The sequence below is a fragment of the Rheinheimera sp. NSM genome, assembly GCF_052380015.1.
Classification (GTDB): Bacteria; Pseudomonadota; Gammaproteobacteria; order Enterobacterales; family Alteromonadaceae; genus Alishewanella.
This window is the reverse complement of record NZ_JBQTCI010000007.1, coordinates 84,773-105,789: the sequence shown is the minus strand read 5'-3', so window position 1 is coordinate 105,789 and position 21,017 is coordinate 84,773. Positions and strand designations below refer to the sequence as shown.

General features: G+C 53.0%; 14 protein-coding genes. 5 read left to right on the top strand and 9 right to left on the bottom strand.

All coding sequences use genetic code 11. The annotated features are described in order from the left end of the window. The first annotated feature begins 44 nt into the window (after window positions 1-44). Entirely contained in the window at window positions 45-1,292 is a 1,248-nt protein-coding gene (locus tag ACTZWV_RS17305; protein WP_444787733.1) for a sugar MFS transporter, read from the top strand. Window positions 1,293-1,315: 23 nt separating this feature from the next. Continuing rightward, window positions 1,316-3,838 carry a glycoside hydrolase family 3 N-terminal domain-containing protein gene (locus ACTZWV_RS17300; RefSeq protein WP_444787732.1) on the top strand — a complete coding sequence of 841 codons (2,523 nt, stop codon included), beginning with the start codon at window positions 1,316-1,318 and terminating at the stop codon, window positions 3,836-3,838. A gap of 56 nt (window positions 3,839-3,894) precedes the next feature. On the opposite strand, the gene ACTZWV_RS17295 is transcribed toward ACTZWV_RS17300, so the two are convergent. The 6 genes from ACTZWV_RS17295 to ACTZWV_RS17270 form a co-directional block, all read right to left on the bottom strand. Continuing rightward, window positions 3,895-4,890, bottom strand: coding sequence for a cupin-like domain-containing protein (locus ACTZWV_RS17295; RefSeq protein WP_444787731.1), 996 nt, complete (start codon window positions 4,888-4,890; stop codon window positions 3,895-3,897). Window positions 4,891-4,900: 10 nt separating this feature from the next. Next, window positions 4,901-5,620: a SapC family protein gene (locus ACTZWV_RS17290; protein WP_444787730.1), complete on the bottom strand. Its 720-nt coding sequence runs from the start codon at window positions 5,618-5,620 to the stop codon at window positions 4,901-4,903. Window positions 5,621-5,655: 35 nt separating this feature from the next. After that, a complete protein-coding gene (locus ACTZWV_RS17285; RefSeq protein WP_444787729.1) occupies window positions 5,656-7,212 on the bottom strand; it encodes a tryptophan halogenase family protein in 1,557 nt (518 codons plus the stop codon). Between the two features lie 73 nt (window positions 7,213-7,285). Then, window positions 7,286-10,213, bottom strand: a complete 2,928-nt coding sequence (locus ACTZWV_RS17280) for a TonB-dependent receptor (RefSeq protein WP_444787728.1) — start codon at window positions 10,211-10,213, stop codon at window positions 7,286-7,288. Between the two features lie 114 nt (window positions 10,214-10,327). Then, the gene (locus ACTZWV_RS17275) at window positions 10,328-12,418 is read right to left on the bottom strand and encodes a family 16 glycosylhydrolase (protein WP_444787727.1); all 2,091 of its coding nucleotides are present in this window, start codon (window positions 12,416-12,418) and stop codon (window positions 10,328-10,330) included. A gap of 354 nt (window positions 12,419-12,772) precedes the next feature. After that, on the bottom strand, window positions 12,773-13,246 hold the full coding sequence (locus ACTZWV_RS17270) for a DUF1203 domain-containing protein (protein ID WP_444787726.1): 474 nt from the start codon (window positions 13,244-13,246) through the stop codon (window positions 12,773-12,775). 168 nt (window positions 13,247-13,414) lie between these two features. Between ACTZWV_RS17270 and ACTZWV_RS17265 the strand changes: the two genes are divergently transcribed. Next, window positions 13,415-14,290 carry a bifunctional transcriptional activator/DNA repair enzyme AdaA gene (locus ACTZWV_RS17265; protein WP_444787725.1) on the top strand — a complete coding sequence of 292 codons (876 nt, stop codon included), beginning with the start codon at window positions 13,415-13,417 and terminating at the stop codon, window positions 14,288-14,290. A gap of 117 nt (window positions 14,291-14,407) precedes the next feature. On the opposite strand, the gene glmS is transcribed toward ACTZWV_RS17265, so the two are convergent. Both glmS and ACTZWV_RS17255 read right to left on the bottom strand, forming a co-directional pair. After that, entirely contained in the window at window positions 14,408-16,237 is a 1,830-nt protein-coding gene (gene glmS, locus ACTZWV_RS17260; RefSeq protein WP_444787724.1) for a glutamine--fructose-6-phosphate transaminase (isomerizing), read from the bottom strand. A 56-nt stretch (window positions 16,238-16,293) separates the two neighbouring features. Beyond that, window positions 16,294-17,061, bottom strand: a complete 768-nt coding sequence (locus ACTZWV_RS17255) for a DeoR/GlpR family DNA-binding transcription regulator (protein ID WP_444787723.1) — start codon at window positions 17,059-17,061, stop codon at window positions 16,294-16,296. Between the two features lie 244 nt (window positions 17,062-17,305). Between ACTZWV_RS17255 and ACTZWV_RS17250 the strand changes: the two genes are divergently transcribed. Continuing rightward, a complete protein-coding gene (locus ACTZWV_RS17250; RefSeq protein WP_444787722.1) occupies window positions 17,306-19,087 on the top strand; it encodes a flavodoxin domain-containing protein in 1,782 nt (593 codons plus the stop codon). Here the strand turns inward: ACTZWV_RS17250 and ACTZWV_RS17245 are convergent. Beyond that, the gene (locus ACTZWV_RS17245) at window positions 19,084-19,644 is read right to left on the bottom strand and encodes a DUF1439 domain-containing protein (protein WP_444787721.1); all 561 of its coding nucleotides are present in this window, start codon (window positions 19,642-19,644) and stop codon (window positions 19,084-19,086) included. The genes ACTZWV_RS17250 and ACTZWV_RS17245 overlap by 4 nt on opposite strands. 221 nt (window positions 19,645-19,865) lie before the next feature. On the opposite strand from ACTZWV_RS17245, the gene ACTZWV_RS17240 reads away from it, so the two are divergent. Beyond that, on the top strand, window positions 19,866-21,005 hold the full coding sequence (locus tag ACTZWV_RS17240) for a dicarboxylate/amino acid:cation symporter (protein WP_444787720.1): 1,140 nt from the start codon (window positions 19,866-19,868) through the stop codon (window positions 21,003-21,005). Window positions 21,006-21,017: the final 12 nt, after the last annotated feature.

Sequence of the window (21,017 nt, the reverse complement as noted above, 5' to 3'; positions counted from 1 at the left end):
CTATTGCCGCCGTCAATGAAAAACATAAAACGCCGGGGGATAAGATGGCAGCAACACCAATAATCAGCGACGCCGCACCACAAGCCGCGTCAGGCAGCAGCAGCTACCGTTTTGCGCTGTCGTCTTTAACAACATTGTTTTTTATCTGGGGTTTTATTACCTGCCTGAACGACATCCTGGTGCCGTACCTGAAAGGCTTGTTTGACCTGAACTACACTCAGGCGCTGCTGATCCAGTTCTGTTTTTTCAGCGCTTACTTTGTGGTATCGGTGCCGGCCGGCATATTGGTCAGCCGTATTGGTTATCAGTCGGGTATTGTCACCGGCTTGCTAATTGCCGGCGCCGGCTGTTTGCTGTTTTATCCGGCCGCGGCGGCACATTATTACCCGCTGTTTTTACTGGCGTTGTTTGTACTGGCCGCCGGCATTACCATTTTACAGGTCGCCGCTAACCCCTATGTTAGCGTGCTGGGCAAGCCGGAAACTGCTTCCAGCCGCTTAACCATGACCCAGGCTTTTAACTCGTTAGGCACCACGGTAGCGCCATTTTTTGGTGCCTGGCTGATCTTTGGTGGTATGGAAGCACCTACACCGGGCGAAGTCACTGAATCCACCGTGCAATTGCCTTATTTGTTGCTGGCAGCAGCACTGATTATTATGGCGCTGATTTTTGCCTTTCTGCGCTTGCCGAAGCTGGGTAAAAAAGACGCCAATATCACCGTAACCGGCGCCGCCTGGCAGTACCGCCATCTGGTGTTGGGCGCTTTGGGTATTTTTGTTTATGTTGGCGCTGAAGTAGGTATTGGCAGCTTTTTAGTCAGCTTTATTACGCAACCGGATATCGGCGCGCTGGAAGCTAAAACCGCGTCGCACTATATTGCCTGGTACTTTGGCGGCGCCATGGCCGGCCGTTTTATCGGCGCTGTGGTTATGCAGTATATTGCGCCCGGCAAGGTGCTGGCGTTTAACGCTGTCTGCGCCGTAGTGCTGCTGGTCGTTACCATCGCCGGCAGCGGCAGTCTGGCCATGTGGTCACTGTTATTGGTCGGCCTGTGTAATTCTATTATGTTCCCCACTATATTCAGCCTGGCCATTGCCGGCTTAAAACAGCATACCAGCCAGGGCTCGGGTATTTTATGCCTGGCAATTGTCGGCGGCGCGGTATTGCCGTTGGCTCAAGCCGCGCTGGCCGACAGCTTCAGCGTGCAGCTGGCCTTTATTATTCCGCTACTGTGTTATGTATTTATCGCCTGGTATGGTGCGGTTGGCAGCAAACCGCGCGCGGCGGCTTAACCGGTAGTATAAGGAGAACCCGGATGACATTTAACCTGCAACTTTCCGTACTGAGTTTAAGCTGTGCTGCCATCTTAACCGCCTGCGCCAAAGCACCGACTGAGCCTGCCGCTGTTACCGGCCAGGCCACAGCGGTGTGGCCGCAGTTAACACTGCCGGTAGCACAAGATGCGGCTATGGAGCAAAAAATCAGCGACATGTTGGCCACAATGACACTGCCGCAAAAGGTGGCACAGATGATCCAGCCGGAAATCCGCGATATCAGCGTTGAAGATATGCGCCAATACGGCTTTGGCTCTTATTTAAACGGCGGCGGCGCCTTCCCGAACGATAACAAGCATGCGACGCCGGCCGACTGGATAGCCCTGGCCGAGGCCATGTATCAGGCATCCGTTGATGACAGCCTCGACGGCAGTAAAATTCCGACGATGTGGGGCACCGACGCGGTACATGGCCACAACAACGTGATTGGCGCTACGTTATTTCCGCACAATATCGGCCTGGGCGCGGCCAACAACCCGGCCCTGATTGAGCAAATTGCCGCGGTAACCGCACGCGAAGTGATGGTAACCGGTATCGACTGGGTGTTTGCGCCTACCGTCGCCGTGGTACGCGACGACCGTTGGGGCCGCACCTACGAGGGCTACTCGGAAGATCCGGCCATAGTGCACGATTACGCCGCGGCCATTGTGACCGGTTTGCAGGGCGCTGCCGGTAAAGATTTCCTCGGCGCGGAGCGGGTGATCAGCACCGTGAAGCACTTTGTTGGTGATGGCGGCACCGTTGGCGGTGACGATCAGGGCGACAATATTGCCAGCGAACAACAGTTGTTCGACATTCATGCTCAGGGCTATGTCGGCGGCTTACAAGCCGGCGCACAAAGTGTAATGGCATCGTTTAACAGCTGGCACGGCAGCAAAATTCACGGCGATAAATATCTGCTGACGGACGTGTTAAAAGACCGCATGGGCTTTGACGGCTTTGTGGTGGGCGACTGGAATGGTCATGGCCAGATCCCGGGCTGCACTAATGACAATTGTGCCCAAGCTGCGTTGGCCGGCTTAGATGTATATATGGTGCCGACGTCTGCCTGGAAGCCGCTGTATTACAACCTTATCGCTCAGGCTGAAAGTGGTGTGATCCCGCTAAGCCGTATTGATGATGCGGTGCGGCGCATTTTACGCGTTAAGCTGCGCGCCGGCTTATTTGATAAACCCGGCCCGGCTAAGCGGCCGTTGTCCGGTAAAACCGAACTGATTGGCTCAGCCGAACACAGAGCCGTAGCGCGCGACGCCGTGCAGCAATCGCTGGTGCTGCTGAAAAACAACGACAAGCTGCTGCCGCTTAATCCGACGCAGCGTATTTTGGTCACCGGCGAAGGTGCCGACAATATCGGTATGCAATCCGGCGGCTGGACCATTAGCTGGCAGGGCACCGGCAACACGAACAGCGATTTCCCGGGCGGCAGCTCGATTTACAGCGGTATTAAGCAGGCGGTCGATGCTGCCGGCGGCCGGATTGAGCTAAGCGCAGATGGCAGCTACAGCACCAAGCCGGATGTGGCCGTAGTGGTATTTGGTGAGCAGCCTTATGCAGAGGGCAACGGCGATCTGGACAACTTAGAGTACCAACGCGGCAATAAAACCGATTTAGCCCTGCTGCGCAAGCTGCAGGCAGACGGCATTAAAGTAGTGTCGCTGTTTATCAGTGGCCGGCCGTTGTGGGTTAATCCGGAGTTAAATGCATCTGATGCTTTTGTCGCCGTTTGGCTGCCGGGCAGCGAAGGCGCCGGCGTGGCCGATGTGATCATGGCTAACGCCGATGGCAGTGTGAATATCGATTTTCGCGGCAAGTTGTCATTCAGTTGGCCGGCCACACCGCAACAGCTGGCTAACGTTGGCGACAGCGACTATCAGCCGTTGCTGCCGTACGGCTTTGGCTTGCGTTACGGCGATACTAACCTGCTTAGTAACACCTTAAACGAGCAGGTAGCGGTAGATAACAGCCTGGATGACTTAGTGCTGTTTGAACGCGCCGTAAAGCCGCCGTATCAGCTGGTGCTGCATAGTGGCGACAGCAGTAAAACCATGGACAGTAGCGTGGCACAGCTGGGTAATATCGCCGTGCGTACTTTCGATAATAAAGTACAGGAAGATGCCCGCCGGTTAACCTTTAGTGGTGCCGCCAAGGTCAGCTTAAGCAGCGCCTTTCCGGCCGATTTACGCTCCTACCGCGAAGCCGGCAGTGCGCTGGTGCTTGAATTAAAACGCAGTGGCAGCGTACCGGACAGCGTGTTATTAGGCATGGACTGCGGCCAAAGCTGCGCCGGCAGTATCAATATTGCGCCGCAGTTGCAGGCGATGCCGGATGACAGCTGGCAAACGCTGAGTGTTGATCTGGCCTGCTTTGCCCGACAAGGCACCGATTTTGGTCAGATTTTCACACCGCTGTCGCTGACCACTACAGCGGCATTGCAACTTAGCTTTGCCGATATCCGGCTGTTACCGGCGCTGGCGCAAAGTGCCACGCTGCAATGCAGTGAATAAACTTCAGGCCGCGTTGTATAACAGCGCGGCCGTTTTATCCGTTGTTGCAACACTAATCAGCGATTAAGTTTATTCAGCAGCAGAGCGCGTAGTTTACGCGCCTGCAGCTCGTCCAGCTGCTGCAGCACGCCCTGTGCCTGTGGCGGAATATGGCTCTGGGGTTGTGGGGAAAATACGTAGTAATCAAACAACGCCTGCCATACCTGACGCTGCGCCGCCGGCAAATCGCGGATACTGAGCAGCGCATGCTGTAAGGCATCGCCTGGCGCGCCATAAAACGCGTCCACCTGGCGCCACCAGTAATTGATCAGAATATTTAACCGGCCCAGCGCTGCCACGCTGTGCCACCACATCGCCGGAATAAAAATCGCGTCGCCCGGCGCCAGCTCAGCAACTTGTGCCTGCTGCAATGCCTGGCGGTATTTCGGAAAGCGGACAAAATCCGGCTGCTGAATATCCACCAGGCTAACCGGTTGGCCGGCCGGGGTAAAGTCCAGCGGCCCCACATACAGGTTATCCAGCTGATCCGGGGCAAACAACGTAAAGCGGCGCCGGCCGGCAGCGACACAGGCAATATTGTCGGTTACATCGTAATGCGCCGGAATGCGGGACGGGTTACTCAGCCAGATGCTGACCAACGGCTTGTCTTGCAGCGCAGCGATATCGTTGCTGTGGCGTAAGCCGGGCAATATATGGTTGACTGAGGTAGAACCAACATAAATGCCGTGCGGCTCAGCAACATCAGCATTTTGGCTGATATGCTCCAGCACGCCGGCTAACGGCATTAGTTTACGCTGAAAATTAAACTCAGTTAAATCAGCATTATAGCTGTATAACCCGCGCTGCGTTGGCGGCGATAAAAATGCCTGCACTGGCTTGGGTGTAATAAACGGCTGCAGATAAGCGGCAGTAGCGCTGTCAGACCGCAGTGCCGCCTGCACCAGCGGCCAGTGTGCCACCAAACCCCGCAGCACCACCGGCGTCACCGAGCTTAGCAGCTCAGGTGTCAGATCGGCCTCCGTGGCCTGATGAATTTCGCGCACGCTTTGCATATATTGCCTGTTACAGCCGCCGGTTCTTTTTCTCAATCAACTGCGGCATAGCTGCCATTGATGCCAAAATCATATAAATATGCTGCAGATAGCCCTGCTGATGCAACTGGCCCAGCACATTGCTGTCCAGCGCCGCCAGTTGGTCCTCGTTGATGGTGTATAAATGCCCCAATTCATTGCGGCTGCCATCATCCAGTGTTACCTGCAAGGTAACCGCTTCAATTAAATCATACTGCAACAGGCAGTCGATAAACGCCCGGGTTTGCTGATGGCCCTGATACACTGCCTGCAAGATGGCGCTGGCCTGCTGCAATAGCGGGCTTTGGCCGCCCTGGGCTAAAAACACCGGCTCGCCTTCTGTCAGGCTTACGCGCGGGCTGTCCATATCGATATGCACCAGCGCCTGCGCATCAGCTTCACTGCCATCCTGCTGTGCAAAGCCAATCAGAAACGGCCGGCGCTGGATCGTCAGCGGAATATAAGGCGCATGCCAGCCGGCCTCGTCCAGAAACAAATTTTCCTCGCTGGCAAAACCAAACAGCGCTATGGCTTCAAACTGCGCGCTGTCGGTATTTTTACGGAAGAAAATCGGGTAGCAGCCCTGCACCTGGCGCAACTCACTGCAAAAAATATTGGTGTAGCTGGCGGTGTCACCAAAGCGCGGATGATGGCCGCTGATCACACGTAAATCTTTATGGGTAATATTGTCCAGCAACTGATGATTAGGCATAAACTTTCCTGATAATAAACCGCAATCAGCGATATTTAAATTTTTGGCAGACCAAACTGACGGATCTTATTCAGCAGCTCGCGGTTAGCCGGCAAGCCGCGCAGCAGTTTTGCTGTCAGCTCTGCGTTTTTAGCAAAATGCTGCTGCGCCAGTGCGCTGTTATCTGCCCGTCTGGCGGTGGGCCTGGTTTGGGTTTTAAAGCCCATACCATAAAGAACATACTGATAACTGGCTGACGGAAATACTTCATCTACCTGGCTGAAATCGCGGTGCCATGGCGGCTCGTAGCGCCATAACTGCAGCAGCGCCTGCAATTCAGCAGGAATAGTATCGGCATTACAGTTATCGCGCCAGTAAGCGCTGTCCGTGCGCTGTGTCAGCACATAGTGCAGCTTAAGAAAATCGATAATCCGCTCCCAACGATATAAAAACTTATCGTTAAAGCGTTTGGCTACAATATCCATTACCGCGCGGTTAGCCGGCAACTGTTCGCTGATCATGGCGGCAGACAACTCGACCAACACCAGCGCAGAGGCCTCCAGCGGTTCTAAAAAGCCGGCGGCTAAACCAACAGCGACACAGTTTTTATGCCAAAACAGCTGACGATGGCCGGGCACGATATTAATTTTACGCAGCGCTATACTATCGGCCTGCGGCCCCAGTGCCGGGCGGATATACTGGCGTAGCTCACGCTCTGCTGCGGCATCGTCGATATGTGCGGAGGAATAAACATAGCCCACGCCACGCCTGGTCGGCAGGCCGATATCCCAGATCCAGCCGGCGCTTTGCGCGGTTGAAATGGTATGCGAGGCAATGGCGCTGTGCTCATCGGCATAGGGTAGTTGTACCGCCAGCGCGCGATCGTTAAACAGAATATGTTTTTTACAGATAAACGGAATTTGGTAATGCTGGCCCAGCAGCAAAGATTTAAAGCCACTGCAGTCGATAAATAAGTCGCCGCTGATATCGCCGTGCTGCCGCGTGGCTACTGAAGCAATATCGCCATCTGCTGCTGCATTTACTGCCGTAACATGATCCAGAATATGCTTTACCCCCAGCTTTTGCGTGCAGTGCTGCTGCAAAAAAGCCGCGAATTTACCGGCATCCAAATGGTAGGCATAGTTAGCCACATGGGCATATTCCGGCGTGGTATTTTGCTTCGGCGCCAGACCCTGGTCACACAAATAGCCCTGAAAACTGACGGCATCGGCAAAGGGCATATCGGCTTTATGCTGCTGCCAGAACGGCGCCAGGTTAATTTCTGCATAGCCCTGCGGCAGCACTAACGGATGATAATAAGCATCATCTTCGGCCCCGGTAACCCATTTGGCAAACTTAGCTCCCTGTTTAAAGCTGGCATCACAGTGGCGGATAAATTCGGTTTCACTGATGCCCATTTTTTTCAATGTCGCACGCATTGTCGGCCAGGTACCTTCGCCTACGCCGATAATGGCAACATCGGGTGATTCAATCAAACAAACTTCGATACCACTATCGGTATTGGCCAAATGTTCAGCGGCAAGCGTGCCGGCAGTTAACCAGCCTGCCGTACCGCCGCCGACAATTATTACTTTGCGTATTGCTTTGTCCACGCGCCATCTCTCCGGATCACTGCTGCAACAATAAAATAAAGCCGCTAAAAAGCGGCTTTATTATAGTACGCCATTAAAATGTATAACGCGCGCCTAAGCTGTATCGCGGGCCATATTGGCGCGCACTCAAGAACTGCTCCTCATAACGACCGTATGATTGCTCGGTTTCGTTGTTCAGGTTAATCCCTTCAAAGAATACCGTCAGGTTGTCCGTTACCGCATAGCTTGCACTTAGATCAATCTGGCCAAACTCTTTGGCAAACTGTGGCGGCGCATCTGACGAGCCCTGAGCCTGGCCCACGCCAATCAGATAAGCATCGCGCCACGCATAAGTTAGTTTGACAGACCAAACGTCATCCTCATAAAACACTTGCACGTTAGCTGAGTCGCTCAGCCCCTCCAGTGGTTGCTGCGGATCCAAACTATCAACGTCAAATTCAACATCACCGCTTACCAGGGTAGTATTGAAAGCTGCACCAAAACCAGAATCTCCAAACAAGTGCTGCACAGCAAACTCCAACCCTTTCACAGACTTGGTTACGCCATTGCGTGGCTGAGTAACCAGCCACTCTACCAGTGGATCATCATCGTTCTGGATCACCTGGCCATCGGCATTACCGCCGCCGTTAGCAATAATCTGCTCGAAAATAGCCCCCACTGTCGCCTGGTCGCCACGGGCAATAACCTGGGCTTCTGCTTGCTGCGCGCGCGGGCCGATAAAGGGATCACGCAAGCCATCTACGGTGATAACAGAAGACTGCCTTGCAATAAAATTCTTCACATCTTTGTGGAATACACCCAGCGACACATAGCTGCCTTCGTCATAATAGTACTCCAGTGATAAATCAAAATTAGTTGATTCAAATGGCAATAAGTTAGTATTGCCGGAGCTACCATTGCGACTGCCTGGTTTTGGATTAGCTGACAAGGTACGGATCCCGGCCAGATCACCCAGTGGCGCCCGGGTAATGGTTTTACCGGTAGAAAAACGCGCAATTACATCCGGCATCACTTCCATTTTGATATCCAGGTTGGGTAACCACAGGTCGTGCTCGCCGGTAGTGGTGACAAAGCCGGCTTCTTCGTCGCGATAACGCAGGTTCCATTCGGTCGGGTTTAACCACACCAGCACATCTTCTACCCGCTGTTTAACCGTACTGGTAACATCGGTTTTTTCATAGCGCACACCAATGTTTACATCTACCGGCATATCGGCAATATCAAACATAAAGGCTGATTGCAGATAAGCACTGCTGGTTTTTTCTTCTACTTCAGCTTGAGAATCAATACCGCCGGTAGCGAACGGATCGGTCAGGAAACCGTCAAAATAAGCAGCAGCGCGGCTGACCGCCTCATCAAAGTCATAGGTGTAGTAATAGTTAGTCAGTAAATCACTGCCACCACCGTTAAACTGATCAAGAAAATCACCGGTGCTGTTACGGATAAACATGCTGTCGGGGTAAATGGCCATATTGCCGTTATAGCCATTCGGGCCTTGTTGATCGACACCGGCACCATAACCTGTCATACCTTGCTTGGTATGCGCCACGCCAAACTTAATATTGGCCAGAATGCTGCTGTTCGGGTTTATCCATTCAGAGTCCAGCTGCAATTGCTTAACCGTGGCCTCACCGGCACTGGTATCAAAGCGGGCAAACAGCGGGTCAAAATCAGCCGGGCTGGCCTCATCCGCGCCATTTGGCCAAAACAGCTGCATTTGCGGAATATCACCGGAGGTAAAATCGTAAGTTTTCGACTCCAGGTTGTTTGGTCCAACGATAATAAAGGGCGCGCTTTTACTGCCTTTGTCCGCACCAAAATCAATGGCATTGCTGGAATCATGGTAATCCAGAGTTAGGTTGATATCGGGCGTTACCTGCCAATCCAGGTTTAAGCCAACAGACTCGGCCTCAACCAGAGTGGTGCTCTTACGTGCTGTGTGGGCAAAGTCGTTCGCGGCTTCGTTAAAACGCACCGCGGTACCACGTTCATCCAACTCATACGAATTAATATTACCGCCAAAGTTAAACCACACACCAAAAGACATACTTTCCTGCGCTGTGGTTGACTCAGACCGGGTGTAATCCAGCGTCGCGGTCAGATTCTCTGTCGGCGCATACTGTAATGTTAATTGGCCATTGCTGCGCGAACGTTCTACATCGTTAACGCCATAACCAAGGTTGCGTGGTAAAAACGTATTGCCTATTTTATTGCCTTCGGCATCTACCGGCCGGCGGTCAATAGCGTTATCACCGCTCGCATTACCCAAACTCTGGTTGGCCTGCCAGCCATCAATGGTCGCACTTTGTTGCTGGAAATCGCGTTCCTGATGTGACAATGACAGCGCCACACCAAAGGTATTATCGGCAAAGGTGTTGCTGAATATGGCCGCTACTTCCGGCGTAACATCGTCGCCCTTTTTATTCGACGTATCCATTATCCCTTTCGCCGACACTGAGTACTTTAACCCGGGAGAGGCCAGCGGCTTGGCGGTAACAATATTTACCGTAGCACCCAAGCCGCCGCTGGGGTTTTCCGAGCGCGCGGTTTTATAAACTTCCAGTGCACTCACGCCTTCAGACGATAAATCTTCGAGGTTATAAGAGCGGGTATTACCGGTGCCCGGCATTTGCCGACCGTTTAGCGTGATCAGGTTAAAGCTCGGGCCAAAACCACGTACCGTGATCTGGCTGCCTTCACCATTGGCGCGGCTTACCGATACCCCGGTAATGCGCTGCAAAGATTCGGCCAGGTTGGTATCGGGGAACTTACCCATTTCCTCAGCAGAAATAGCATCCACCACGCCGGTGCCTTCGCGCTTGATGTCCATCGAGCGTGCTAAGCTGCCGCGAATACCTTTTACTTCAATAATTTCTATCGCTTTTACCGGCGCGGCGGTTTCTTCCTGCTGCTGCGCTTGTGCCGGCAGCATAGTGCCGGCAGATAACAGCATGGATATCGTTGCTGCCAGCCTGGTTTTGTTAAAGGTGATCTGTTTCATAGTAACCCTGCTTATTATTCTTGGTCCTTTGATTTACCGGCCACAGTACTGCTTGTTGCTGTCTGTGCTGCGCCTGAACGGCCCGGCAAATCATCCGGCTGAAATTCGTTATGTTTACAGTGCGCTAATCTTCGCGTTATCAATGCGATACACTGCGCCATTACCGGTATCCCAGGCTGGGAACACCATAATTACGTCGATAGCACTTAAATCCAGACCGGCGTCTGACAGCGTCTGCAGGCTAAAGGTATAGGTAGCCCATTCACCTACCACCGGCTCAAGGCCACCATTACCGCTGCTCAGGTCAACTTCCACCGCAGAACTGGCGCCATTCGCTTCAATTTTGAATTTAAACACCGATGCCGGGTTGGCCGGCGCTGTGACCAATTTCATGTCAAACTGCACCGCGCCTTCGGTAAGTAGTGACGAGGCATCAAACTGGATTCCGGAACCGTCGGCCGGTTTAAAGCCCATTACCGTTGGTGTAGCACCAATAACAAACTGGGCTGTCAGGCCGTGATCGGCATCGTCCATTTCTTCGGTCGGCACTGTACCGCCGCAGCAATCCCACATCGGCCAATCAACGTTTGCCTGATCTTCAAACAGCACCAGAGATGGCAAAGGTTGTGAAATTTCAACGTTATCCAGCCGGTACACTGCGCCGTTGCCGGTATCCCAGGCCGGAAATATCATAAGTACATCAATAGCGCTTAAGTCCAGACCGGCATCTGCCAGCGACTGCAAACTAAAGGTGTAAGTTGCCCATTCACCAACTACCGGCTCCTGGCCGCCGTTACCGCTGCTCAGATCAATCTCAACTGCCGTTGAAGCGCCACCGGACTCAATTTTAAATTTGAATACCGATGCCGGATTAGCCGGAGCTGTAACCAGTTTCATATCAAAAGATACACTGCCGGTAGTCAGCATGGGCGAGGCATCAAAAGGTGCCGGCGTGCCGGCCTGCAAGGTGCTAAAGCCCATCACTGTCGGCGTGGCACCAATAACAAACTCGACTACCGCACCATGTTCTGCATCGTCGGTTTCAACCGTTGGTGTAGTACCGCCACAGCAATCCCACGCCGGCCATGCCGGATTTGCCTCATCAGCAAAAATAGTCAGATTCTGCGCAACACCGGATGGCGCAACAGGAATAGGTGCTGCCCCTATGCTTAGCGTCTCTTCATCTTTGTAACCCTGGCGCACGGTTTCGCAACCCTTGCCGGTTTCCGGGTTAAGGCTGCATTGATACACGCGCACATAATCGATAATGTAGCTTTGGCCTTCAGCAAAAGCGGCGGCGTCGATACCGGTATTATTCACGTTAGACGGCCAGTTGCCGCCTACCGCCAGATTCAGCAACAGATGGAAGCGCTGATCAAACGGCGAAGCATCCCAATGGGTTTCCAGTTCACCAGTGGCAATATCAAAATATTCAGAAAACCAGCCGCGATGGATCAGGCCGGCCGCTTGATCTTTGTTGTTATAGCGTACTTCAGACGCCATCTGAGTTTGGAACAGGTAACCGTCAACGTACCAGCGAATTTCACCTTCCTGCCATTCTATAGCGTAAGTGTGAAAGTCATCGGCCGGGTTGGCACCGTCCGGCAGGCTGTATTCTTTGCCGGTAGAACTGTTATCCGGCCAATCGCGGCCATAATGTAAAGTACCGTGTACCCGCGCTTCTTCGTTGCCGTCCGCGTCCGCTACTTTAAGGTTCACCGCTTCCATAATGTCGATTTCACCCGACTTAGGCCAGCCACCGTACACTTCGTCGGTTGGCAGCATCCAGAATGCCGGCCATGAGCCTTGCCCTTGCGGTAACTTAGCGCGCATTTCAAAGCGGCCATATTTAAAATCGCCCTGAAATTTAGTATTTAGGCGCGCAGAGGTGTATGGCAGCGGGGCGTCATCTTCCGCCGGCAGCGCAACTATATGTAAGTTGCCATCTGCGACAAAGGAATTATCCGCGCTGTCGGTATAACATTGCTGTTCGTTATTACCGCCGCCGGAGCAATTAATTTCATGTGTCCATTTGCTGTTATCAATACTGTCGCCATCAAATTCGTCAGACCAAACTAACTGCCAGTCTGACACCGGCTGTTCAATATCGACTGAGGCAAAGTCGGAGTTAGTGGTAGAGCTACCACCACAACCGGCAAGGCCTGCCGCCATAAGCAAGGCGGTAAACGTTGAAATCTGTTTCATTTTTATTATCATCCCCTGGGTCTTTGCTACCTGCTGACTGAAACGCCATACCATAAAGGTACCTGCAACATAAATGTAAGCGCTTACAAAAGGTAGATGATTAAATTTCAGCCGTCAATAGCCTGGCTATAAAAAGCCGAACCAAAGCAGGGCAAAATGTGTCAACTAAATGGATTTTTCATTAAAATTCAAATAATAAGCATGCACCAATAAAAAAGGGCCCTAAGGCCCGTTGCTATGTTTTGGTGCAGGTTATGCTGCCGTTACCGATTTTGCCAAATTACGTGGCGGCTCTGTGTAAGTATCGTCAACAAAAACCATATCGTAATTTAACCGCGGCAAGGCTCCCCGGCATTAAAACCGTCGTGCCATTGCCAGATAACAGCCCCAGGCCGCGGCATGAATATGTACCGTATCGCAACCCGGCAGCGCCAATAATTCGCGGATCTGCGCATCGGCAGCTGTACCCTGGCACAACCGGGCATCCAGCATCATCTGCTGTGCATCAAAAGCCCTTAAACTGAGCATTTTGCGCGCTATCATGGCAGGCACCGTGCCGGGCTCCGGCCACGTTGCCGCTGTAACACCACTTTGGCTGATATAAATAGCATACGAAGATTGGTAGGGCCCTGACTTGGGTAAGTGGCTGTAATTAAGCAGCAATACCACATCACCCGGTGGCGCATCGTTCAGGCTTAAACGGCACGGAAAACCCGTGGCTTTATCCACCAGCCGCCGCACTATGCCCTGTTGTTGCAGCTCTGCCTGAGTAAGGTTGAATAGCGGCGCAAAACGCCGGGCCGGCAACGGCTGTATTTGATAAGACATAACAAATTCCTCTGGGTAACAAACCCGGGCAGTGTAAGCTGGTGCCAGCGGCAGAGACGATCCGTTTATTGCCTGATTAAAACAATGCCGCAAGATCCGGAGCCTAACCCGCGGGCAAAACTGCCATACTGAGAGCCGGTTAAGCGCCACTGTGATTTAGAGACTTTTATGAGTAAAAATGCAGTTAAGCAGCGGGTTATAGCGCTGGCAGATTATATTGAACGGCATGCTGAGCAAAGCCTGGACCTGCAGCATTTGGCAGCAGAAGCCGCGGTTAGCCCTTTTCATTTACAACGTACTTTCCGCCAGTTGTTCGGCGTGTCGCCAAAACAATTGCAAAATGCTGTCCGGCTGCAACGGCTGAAGCAGGCATTACGCCATGGTACAGAGATAAGCCGGGCTATTTATGACGCCGGTTTTGGCTCAGTCAGCCGGGTGTACGAGCAGCTTGATCAACAGTTTGGTATGACACTGACAGAATACAAAACCGGCGCTGCGGCACTACCCATCCATTTTGCCCTGCGCCAGACCAAACCGGGGTTATTGCTGATGGCGGCGACAGAGCGTGGTGTGTGTTTTGTCCACTTTGGCGACTCTGCTGCAGCGCTTATCCAGGCCTTGCATCAGGAGTTTCCCAACGCAGAGTTATTACCCACACCGGAGCACGCCAGGTCCGATCTGGATCTGTGGATAGACGCCCTGGAGCAACACTTAGCCGGCAGCGGGCCCAAACCGGATTTGCCGCTGCACCTCACCGGCAGCGCGTTTCAGTTAACGGTTTGGCGCTTTCTCAGCACCCTCAAAGCCGGTGAAACACTAAGCTATGCCGATGTCGCCAAAGGCATTGCCAAACCTACAGCCTACCGCGCAGTTGCCAATGCCTGTGGTGCCAATAACGTTGCAGTGCTGATCCCCTGCCACCGGGTATTGCGCGGCGATGGCACACCAGGCGGTTATCGCTGGGGAGTTGCGCGTAAACAGCAACTGCTGGATTTAGAAGCCGGTAGTAACAGCAGCTTTAACGTAGCAGCAAAGATAAAATGACAACGCACGGGTTGGCGTAGATGAGTAAACAAAAAGAGCGACTCGCTTTAGCGGGCCGCCCTTAGTTTTTCACTGCTGCGCACTATGTTTAAAATGCGCACATTGAAAACCGCTGAATTACTCTACCGTTACCGACTTCGCCAAATTCCGTGGCTGGTCTACGTCGGTGCCTTTGATAATGGCGACGTAGTAGCTTAGTAATTGCAGTGGCAGGGTGTAGACGATAGGTGCCAGGATGTCGGCGACGTGCGGTACGTTGATAACGCGCATGGTAGCGTCGGACTGGAATTTAGCGTCGGCGTCGGCGAATACGTACAGAATACCGCCGCGGGCACGTACTTCTTCAACGTTAGATTGCAGTTTTTCCAGCAGGTCGTTATTCGGTGCTACCACAATAATCGGCATTTGGGCGTCGATCAGCGCCAGCGGGCCGTGTTTTAACTCGCCGGCGGCGTAAGCCTCCGCGTGAATGTAAGAAATCTCTTTTAGCTTTAACGCACCTTCCATTGCGATAGGGTACTGATCGCCGCGGCCTAAAAACAGCGCGTGGTGTTTATCGGCAAACTCTTCGGCCAGGGCTTCAATTTGTGGCGCCAGGCTTAAGGTTTGCTCCAGTTTGCCCGGTAAGCTTTTCAGTGCTTCGGTTAACTCGCGCTGCTGCGCAGCAGTTAAGCCGTTATATTTACCAATGGCCAGGGTTAACATGGCCAGGCCTACCAGCTGCGTGGTAAAGGCTTTAGTGGAGGCTACGCCAATTTCAGCGCCGGCGCGGGTCATAAAGGCTAAGTCTGATTCGCGCACCAGCGATGAGCCGGCCACGTTACAAATGGTTAAGCTGCCAACATAGCCGGCCTGTTTCGCCATCCGCAGTGCGGCTAAGGTATCGGCGGTTTCGCCGGACTGGGAAATACTGACCAGCAGACTGTTTGGCTGCACAAAAGACTTGCGGTAACGGAACTCAGAGGCAATTTCAACATTACAGGAAATGCCGCCTAAAGACTCTAACCAGTAGCGCGCGACCATACCGGAGTGGTAACTGGTACCGCAGGCGACAATTTGTACATGTTTTACTTGTTTAAACAATTCGGCCGCGCCATTGCCGAAGGTTTCGTCCAGCACGGAATCACTGCTTAACCGGCCTTCCAGCGTGTTGTTGATGGCGTTGGGCTGCTCGTAAATTTCTTTTAACATAAAGTGGCGGTACTGGCCTTTGTCGCCGGCGTCGTAACTAACGTTAGACTCGTGCACTTCGCGCTCTACGGCGTTGCCGTTAGTATCAAAAATACGCACGCTGTGGCGGGTAATCTCGGCCACGTCGCCTTCTTCAAGGAAGATAAAACGGCGGGTTACCGGCAGCAATGCCAGTTGATCGGAGGCAATAAAATTCTCGCCAATGCCCAAGCCAATAACCAGCGGGCTGCCTGAGCGGGCCACAACAACACGGCTGCTATCGGTTTTATCCAGCAATACGGTACCGTAAGCACCGTGTAATTGCGTTACCGCCTTTTGCACCGCAACCAGCAAGGAACCGGCGCTTTTCAGCTCTTCTTCAACTAAATGCGCGATAACTTCGGTGTCGGTATCAGAGGTAAACACATAGCCTTTGGCTTTTAACGCGTCACGCAGCGGGCTGTGGTTTTCAATAATGCCGTTGTGCACCACAGTAATATTGCTCGATACATGCGGGTGAGCGTTGCGCTCGCTCGGCTCGCCATGGGTAGCCCAGCGGGTGTGGGCAATACCGGTGCCGCCCACTACCGGCTGTTCTGCTACTGCATCACTGAGCTCTTTTACCTTACCTAAACGGCGCAGCCTGGTTAATTCGCCGGCTTCAGTTACCACCGCCACACCGGCCGAGTCATAACCACGGTACTCGAGGCGACGCAGGCCTTCTACCAGAATATCCACTACATCACGTTGCGCTACGGCGCCAACTATTCCACACATAATATTGCTCCTAAATAATCAGTTAATTCGTTTGTTTTGCTCGCAAGGCGTACAGGCTAAGAAGCAACTCTTATTACCTTCACACCTTGTTGTTCAATTTGTGCTGCATCGGCTGCAGCTAAGCCTTCATCGGTGATCAGCACTTTGACCATAGCCCAGGGTAATTCCAGGTTATGAATTTTGCGCCCCAGCTTGTCGGACTCCAGCATCACGATAACTTCGCGCGCCACTTCCGCCATCACCCGGCTTAAGCTGTATAACTCGTTGTAGGTGGTGGTGCCGCGGGCTAAGTCGATACCATCGGCGCCGATAAACAGCTGGTCAAAATCATAGTTGCGCAGCATTTGTTCGGCTAACTGGCCCTGAAACGCCTCAGATTGCGGATCCCAGGTACCGCCGGTCATCAGCAGCGTTGGCTCGTTCTCCAGCTCGCGCAGCGTATTGGCAATCGCCAGCGAGTTGGTCATAACCACCAGGCCACGCTTGCCGGCCAATTCCGGCAACAAGGCGGCGGTAGTGCGGCCACTGTCGATAATAATGCGGTAGTGATCTTTAATCAGCCCGGCGGCGGCTTTGGCAATTGCCAGCTTTCGCTTTGAAACTTTCTCTAAACTGGAATCACTGACAAAATCCTGCGGCACCGGTACGGCGCCACCGTAGCGGCGCAACAGTAAACCGGCCTGCTCCAACACGGTTAAGTCTTTGCGAATGGTCACTTCCGACGTATTGAACTGCACGGCCAGCTGCTCTACCGACAGTTCGCCCTGCTGCTGCAATTGGCTGACAATTAAATGCCGGCGTTGTTGGGTATTGCGTTTATTCATTTCTTTCGCTTAAGTTTCGAAATGAAAGATATTTTACTTGCTAATGCTGCTTTTGCAAGCAAAAAACACACACACCAATTATTTAATGAGAACCATTTGCATTTGATAATTGTTCGTATTATAGTTTTAACCGTTCACGGACGAACATTGTTCCGGCCCCGGATGGGCTTCTCTGGTCGTTGTTTTACTTGTCTTGCACATTAAGGGGTGGGTTTTGCCACCCCTGTTTTTTCTCTGAGGCTTTATGTTACAGCGCTGGCAAAATACGTTGGAATGGCTCAATGCAGCGCTGCTGATACTACTACCGCTTTACCGCTACGCTTTGCCAACCGCCGCGCCGCTCAATACTTTGCTGTTACTTTATCTACCTGCCGTGGCTGCCCTGGTTGCGGCATGGCGGCTAAAAACCAGCTGCCGCCCGCCGCTGCCACTGTCCGGCGCCGCCTGGTTGGAGCAGCATTTATTGCTGGCGTTGCTGCTTACCCTGTTGTACTGGCTTTACCTACCACTGGCCCCGTTTAGTACGCCGGATGCGCAGTTACTCTGGCTGAGTAACCAACTGGCGATAGCCGGCTTAGTATTGCGTTTATATTGGGTTTACCGCACGCCGGGCAGCATTACACCTGATACTGCCGCCAGCCAAAGCTGGTTAGTTGGCTATGCCAGCCAGTCCGGTATGGCGCAACAGCTGGCCCAACGCAGTGCTCAGCAACTGCGCCAGGCCGGCTTTCAGGTAGCCCTGGCGGGATTGGATCAACTGACGCAGCAGCAATTGCAACAACACCAAAAGGCGCTGTTTGTCGTCAGCACCTATGGTGAAGGCGAGCCGCCGGATAATGCCAGCCGGTTTTATCAGCTGGCACAGCAATGGCAACAATCGTTAGGTCAATTGCAATATGCGGTATTGGCGCTGGGCGATCGCAGCTATCAACAGTTTTGTGGCTTTGGCCACTGGTTAGATCAATGGCTGCACAGCCGTGAAGCCAAAGCACTGCAGCCGGTGTTAGAACTCGACAGCACGGAGCGCCAGCCGCAGGCATTGTCGCAGTGGCAACAGCTGCTAAGCAGCCTTACCTTGCAGGCGCCGCTTGAACCGGACGAATCGCACTGGTTTAACGCCGGCCTGAGCAGCCGTTATATTGCCAACCCGGCCAGTAGCGGTCTGCCTTGTTATGTCGTTAAACTGCAGGCGCCCACCACACTGCAGTGGCAAGCCGGTGATTTGCTGGAAGTACAACCGGAAAACAGCAAATGCAGCGTAGCGCTGTGGCTGACCAAACACCTTATTAACGGCTGCCAGGCGGTGTATTATCAAGACCGCCACGTGCCGTTATGCTGGGCACTGGCTGAGTTACAACTGGATAAGGTGCAACCCCCGGCAACCGGCGAGCCTTTAGCCGCCTGGTTAGCTGCGCAGCCTAAGTTGCCGCTGCGTAGCTACTCCATAGCATCGATACCGGAAGAAGGGCAGTTAATGTTGTTGGTGCGCCAGGTGCAGCAGGCTGACGGCAGTTTAGGCATAGGCTCGGGTTGGTTAACGGCCTGGGCTATGGAGCAGCAGCCGGTGCAGCTACGGCTGTGCCGCCACAGTTCATTTTACTTACCGGCGGATAACCCACCGGTTATTTTTATTGCCAACGGCACCGGCATTGCCGGCATTCGCGCCTTATTGGCACAACGGGTAAAACGCGGGCATAAACAAAACTGGCTGTTATTTGGTGAACGGCGCCAACATACCGATTTTTTCTTTGCCAAAGATATCCGTCAGTGGCAACAACAGGGTTTTATCACGCACTGTGATCTGGCGTTTTCCCAAGATCAGCCGGACAAATACTATGTGCAACATGCCCTGGCGGCGCAGCGCGACCGGTTACAACAATGGCTGGCGCAGGGCGCGGCTATCTATGTTTGCGGCAGTTTGCAAGGCATGGGCAGCGCCGTGCATCAGGTACTAACCGACATCGTAGGTGAAAACGAGCTAAACCGGTTACGCTTGCAAGGCCGCTACCGCCGCGACTTGTACTAGTTTTTATCCGGCGTAAAGCTGATACGGCCGCTTTGTACCGCCATATTCAGCGGCACTGCCGTGAGCAACTTCACCGTAGGGTTAGCGGTATCTAAGCGGTATACCGGATTCGCTGCTAAAAAGCTGTTCACCAGTTTCAGCAGCTCATTGCTTACCGGCGCCAGATTGCCGCGATAGCCGGATGCTTCAATCGTTGAATCCAGCAACTTTACCGAGCGCAAATACACGGCTTTTTCGCTGCCATCATAGTAGGGCACGCCTTCCACCTGCAGTTGCAAACTGGCCGGATAACTTAAACCAAATAACGATAAAGCGGCACTGGCCGACGTATTCAACCGCACTAAATCTGAATTATCCGGGCCTATTTCTACCTGCATACTGTTAACCTGCATTTTCAGCGGAATGCCGGCAACCGTGGCCTGCTGTGTCAGCTTAGATACCTGACCACGTAATAATTGCTCCACGTCGGCCTCACTGACGTTATAAGCCGACATTTGCTGCAATTGGCTGCAACTTACCAGCACGGTTAACCACGCAAGAGCTATGAGTTTTTTCATCTGTTTATCAGCCTTATTAACACACTGTTATGTTTCAACTTGTTGCTACCAACACCCAGTGTAACCAAATACCGGACGATAGTATGCGTTAGCTGACTTTTAGCTGAATTAGCCTATGCTCCACGTGAAACACAGCCGACCAGCAAAGCGCAGCCAGCCGAAACAACTTATGGTATGCTCAGCCACGCTAAGGGACCTTCACACTATAACGAGAAACAACTATGGCTTTAATTATTAAACTGATTGCCGGCATAGTGCTGGGCATTTTATGCGGCCTGTACGCACCACATTGGCTGACTCAGCTGCTGCTGACCTTTAAAGCACTGTTTGGCCAGCTGCTGTTCTTTATTATCCCGCTGCTTATTTTATTCTTTATTACCAGTGGTATCGCCGCCTTGCCACGTAACTCGGGCAAACTGCTGGGCCGCACTTTGGGCATTGCCTATCTGTCGACTATTGTTGCCGGTGTGCTGGCCTTTGTGGTGGCCGCTATAGTGGTGCCGATGCTAACCACTGCCGTCGCTGCGGCGCCAGCAGCCAGCGGTGTCAGCCTGACGCCCTTTGTTGAAATGAACATTCCACCGGTATTCAGCGTGATGACAGCCCTGACACTGGCCTTTGTGTTTGGCCTTGGCATAGCGGCAACGCAGGCGCAGCAACTCAAGCAGGTGTCTGATCAGGGCCGTGATATTATTCAGCTGGTACTGAGCAAAATCATTATCCCGCTGTTACCGCTATATATCGCTGGCGTATTCGCGCAAATGGCCGCTGCCGGTACGGTGTTTGGCACGCTGAAAACCTTTGGCGTTGTGCTGATCCTGGCCGTGGTACTGCACTGGCTGTGGATTATCACGCTGTATAGCATTGCCGGTATTAAAGCCGGCCGTTCGCCGTTTGCGTTGATTAAGAACATGCTGCCGGCCTATTTTACGGCGTTAGGCACCATGTCCAGCGCCGCCACTATTCCGGTATCACTGCAGGCCACTAAAGCCAATGGCGTAAAACCGCATGTCGCCGATTTTACCGTGCCTCTGTGCGCCACCGTGCATTTATCCGGCTCAACCATCACCATTGTCAGCTGTGCAGTAGCGGTAATGGCAATGCAAAACGGCCTTGAAATCCCGTCACTGCTAACCATGCTGCCGTTTATTTTAATGCTCGGTGTGGTAATGCTGGCCGCGCCCGGCGTACCTGGTGGCGCAGTGATGTCGGCCGTGGGCCTGCTCGGCTCCATGCTGGGCTTTGGCGAAGCCGCCGTGGCATTAATGATAGCGCTGTATATGGCACAAGATAGCTTCGGCACCGCCTGTAATGTTACCGGCGATGGTGCTATTGCGGTGTTGGTGGATAAGGCTGACTAAACATCAGTTGAG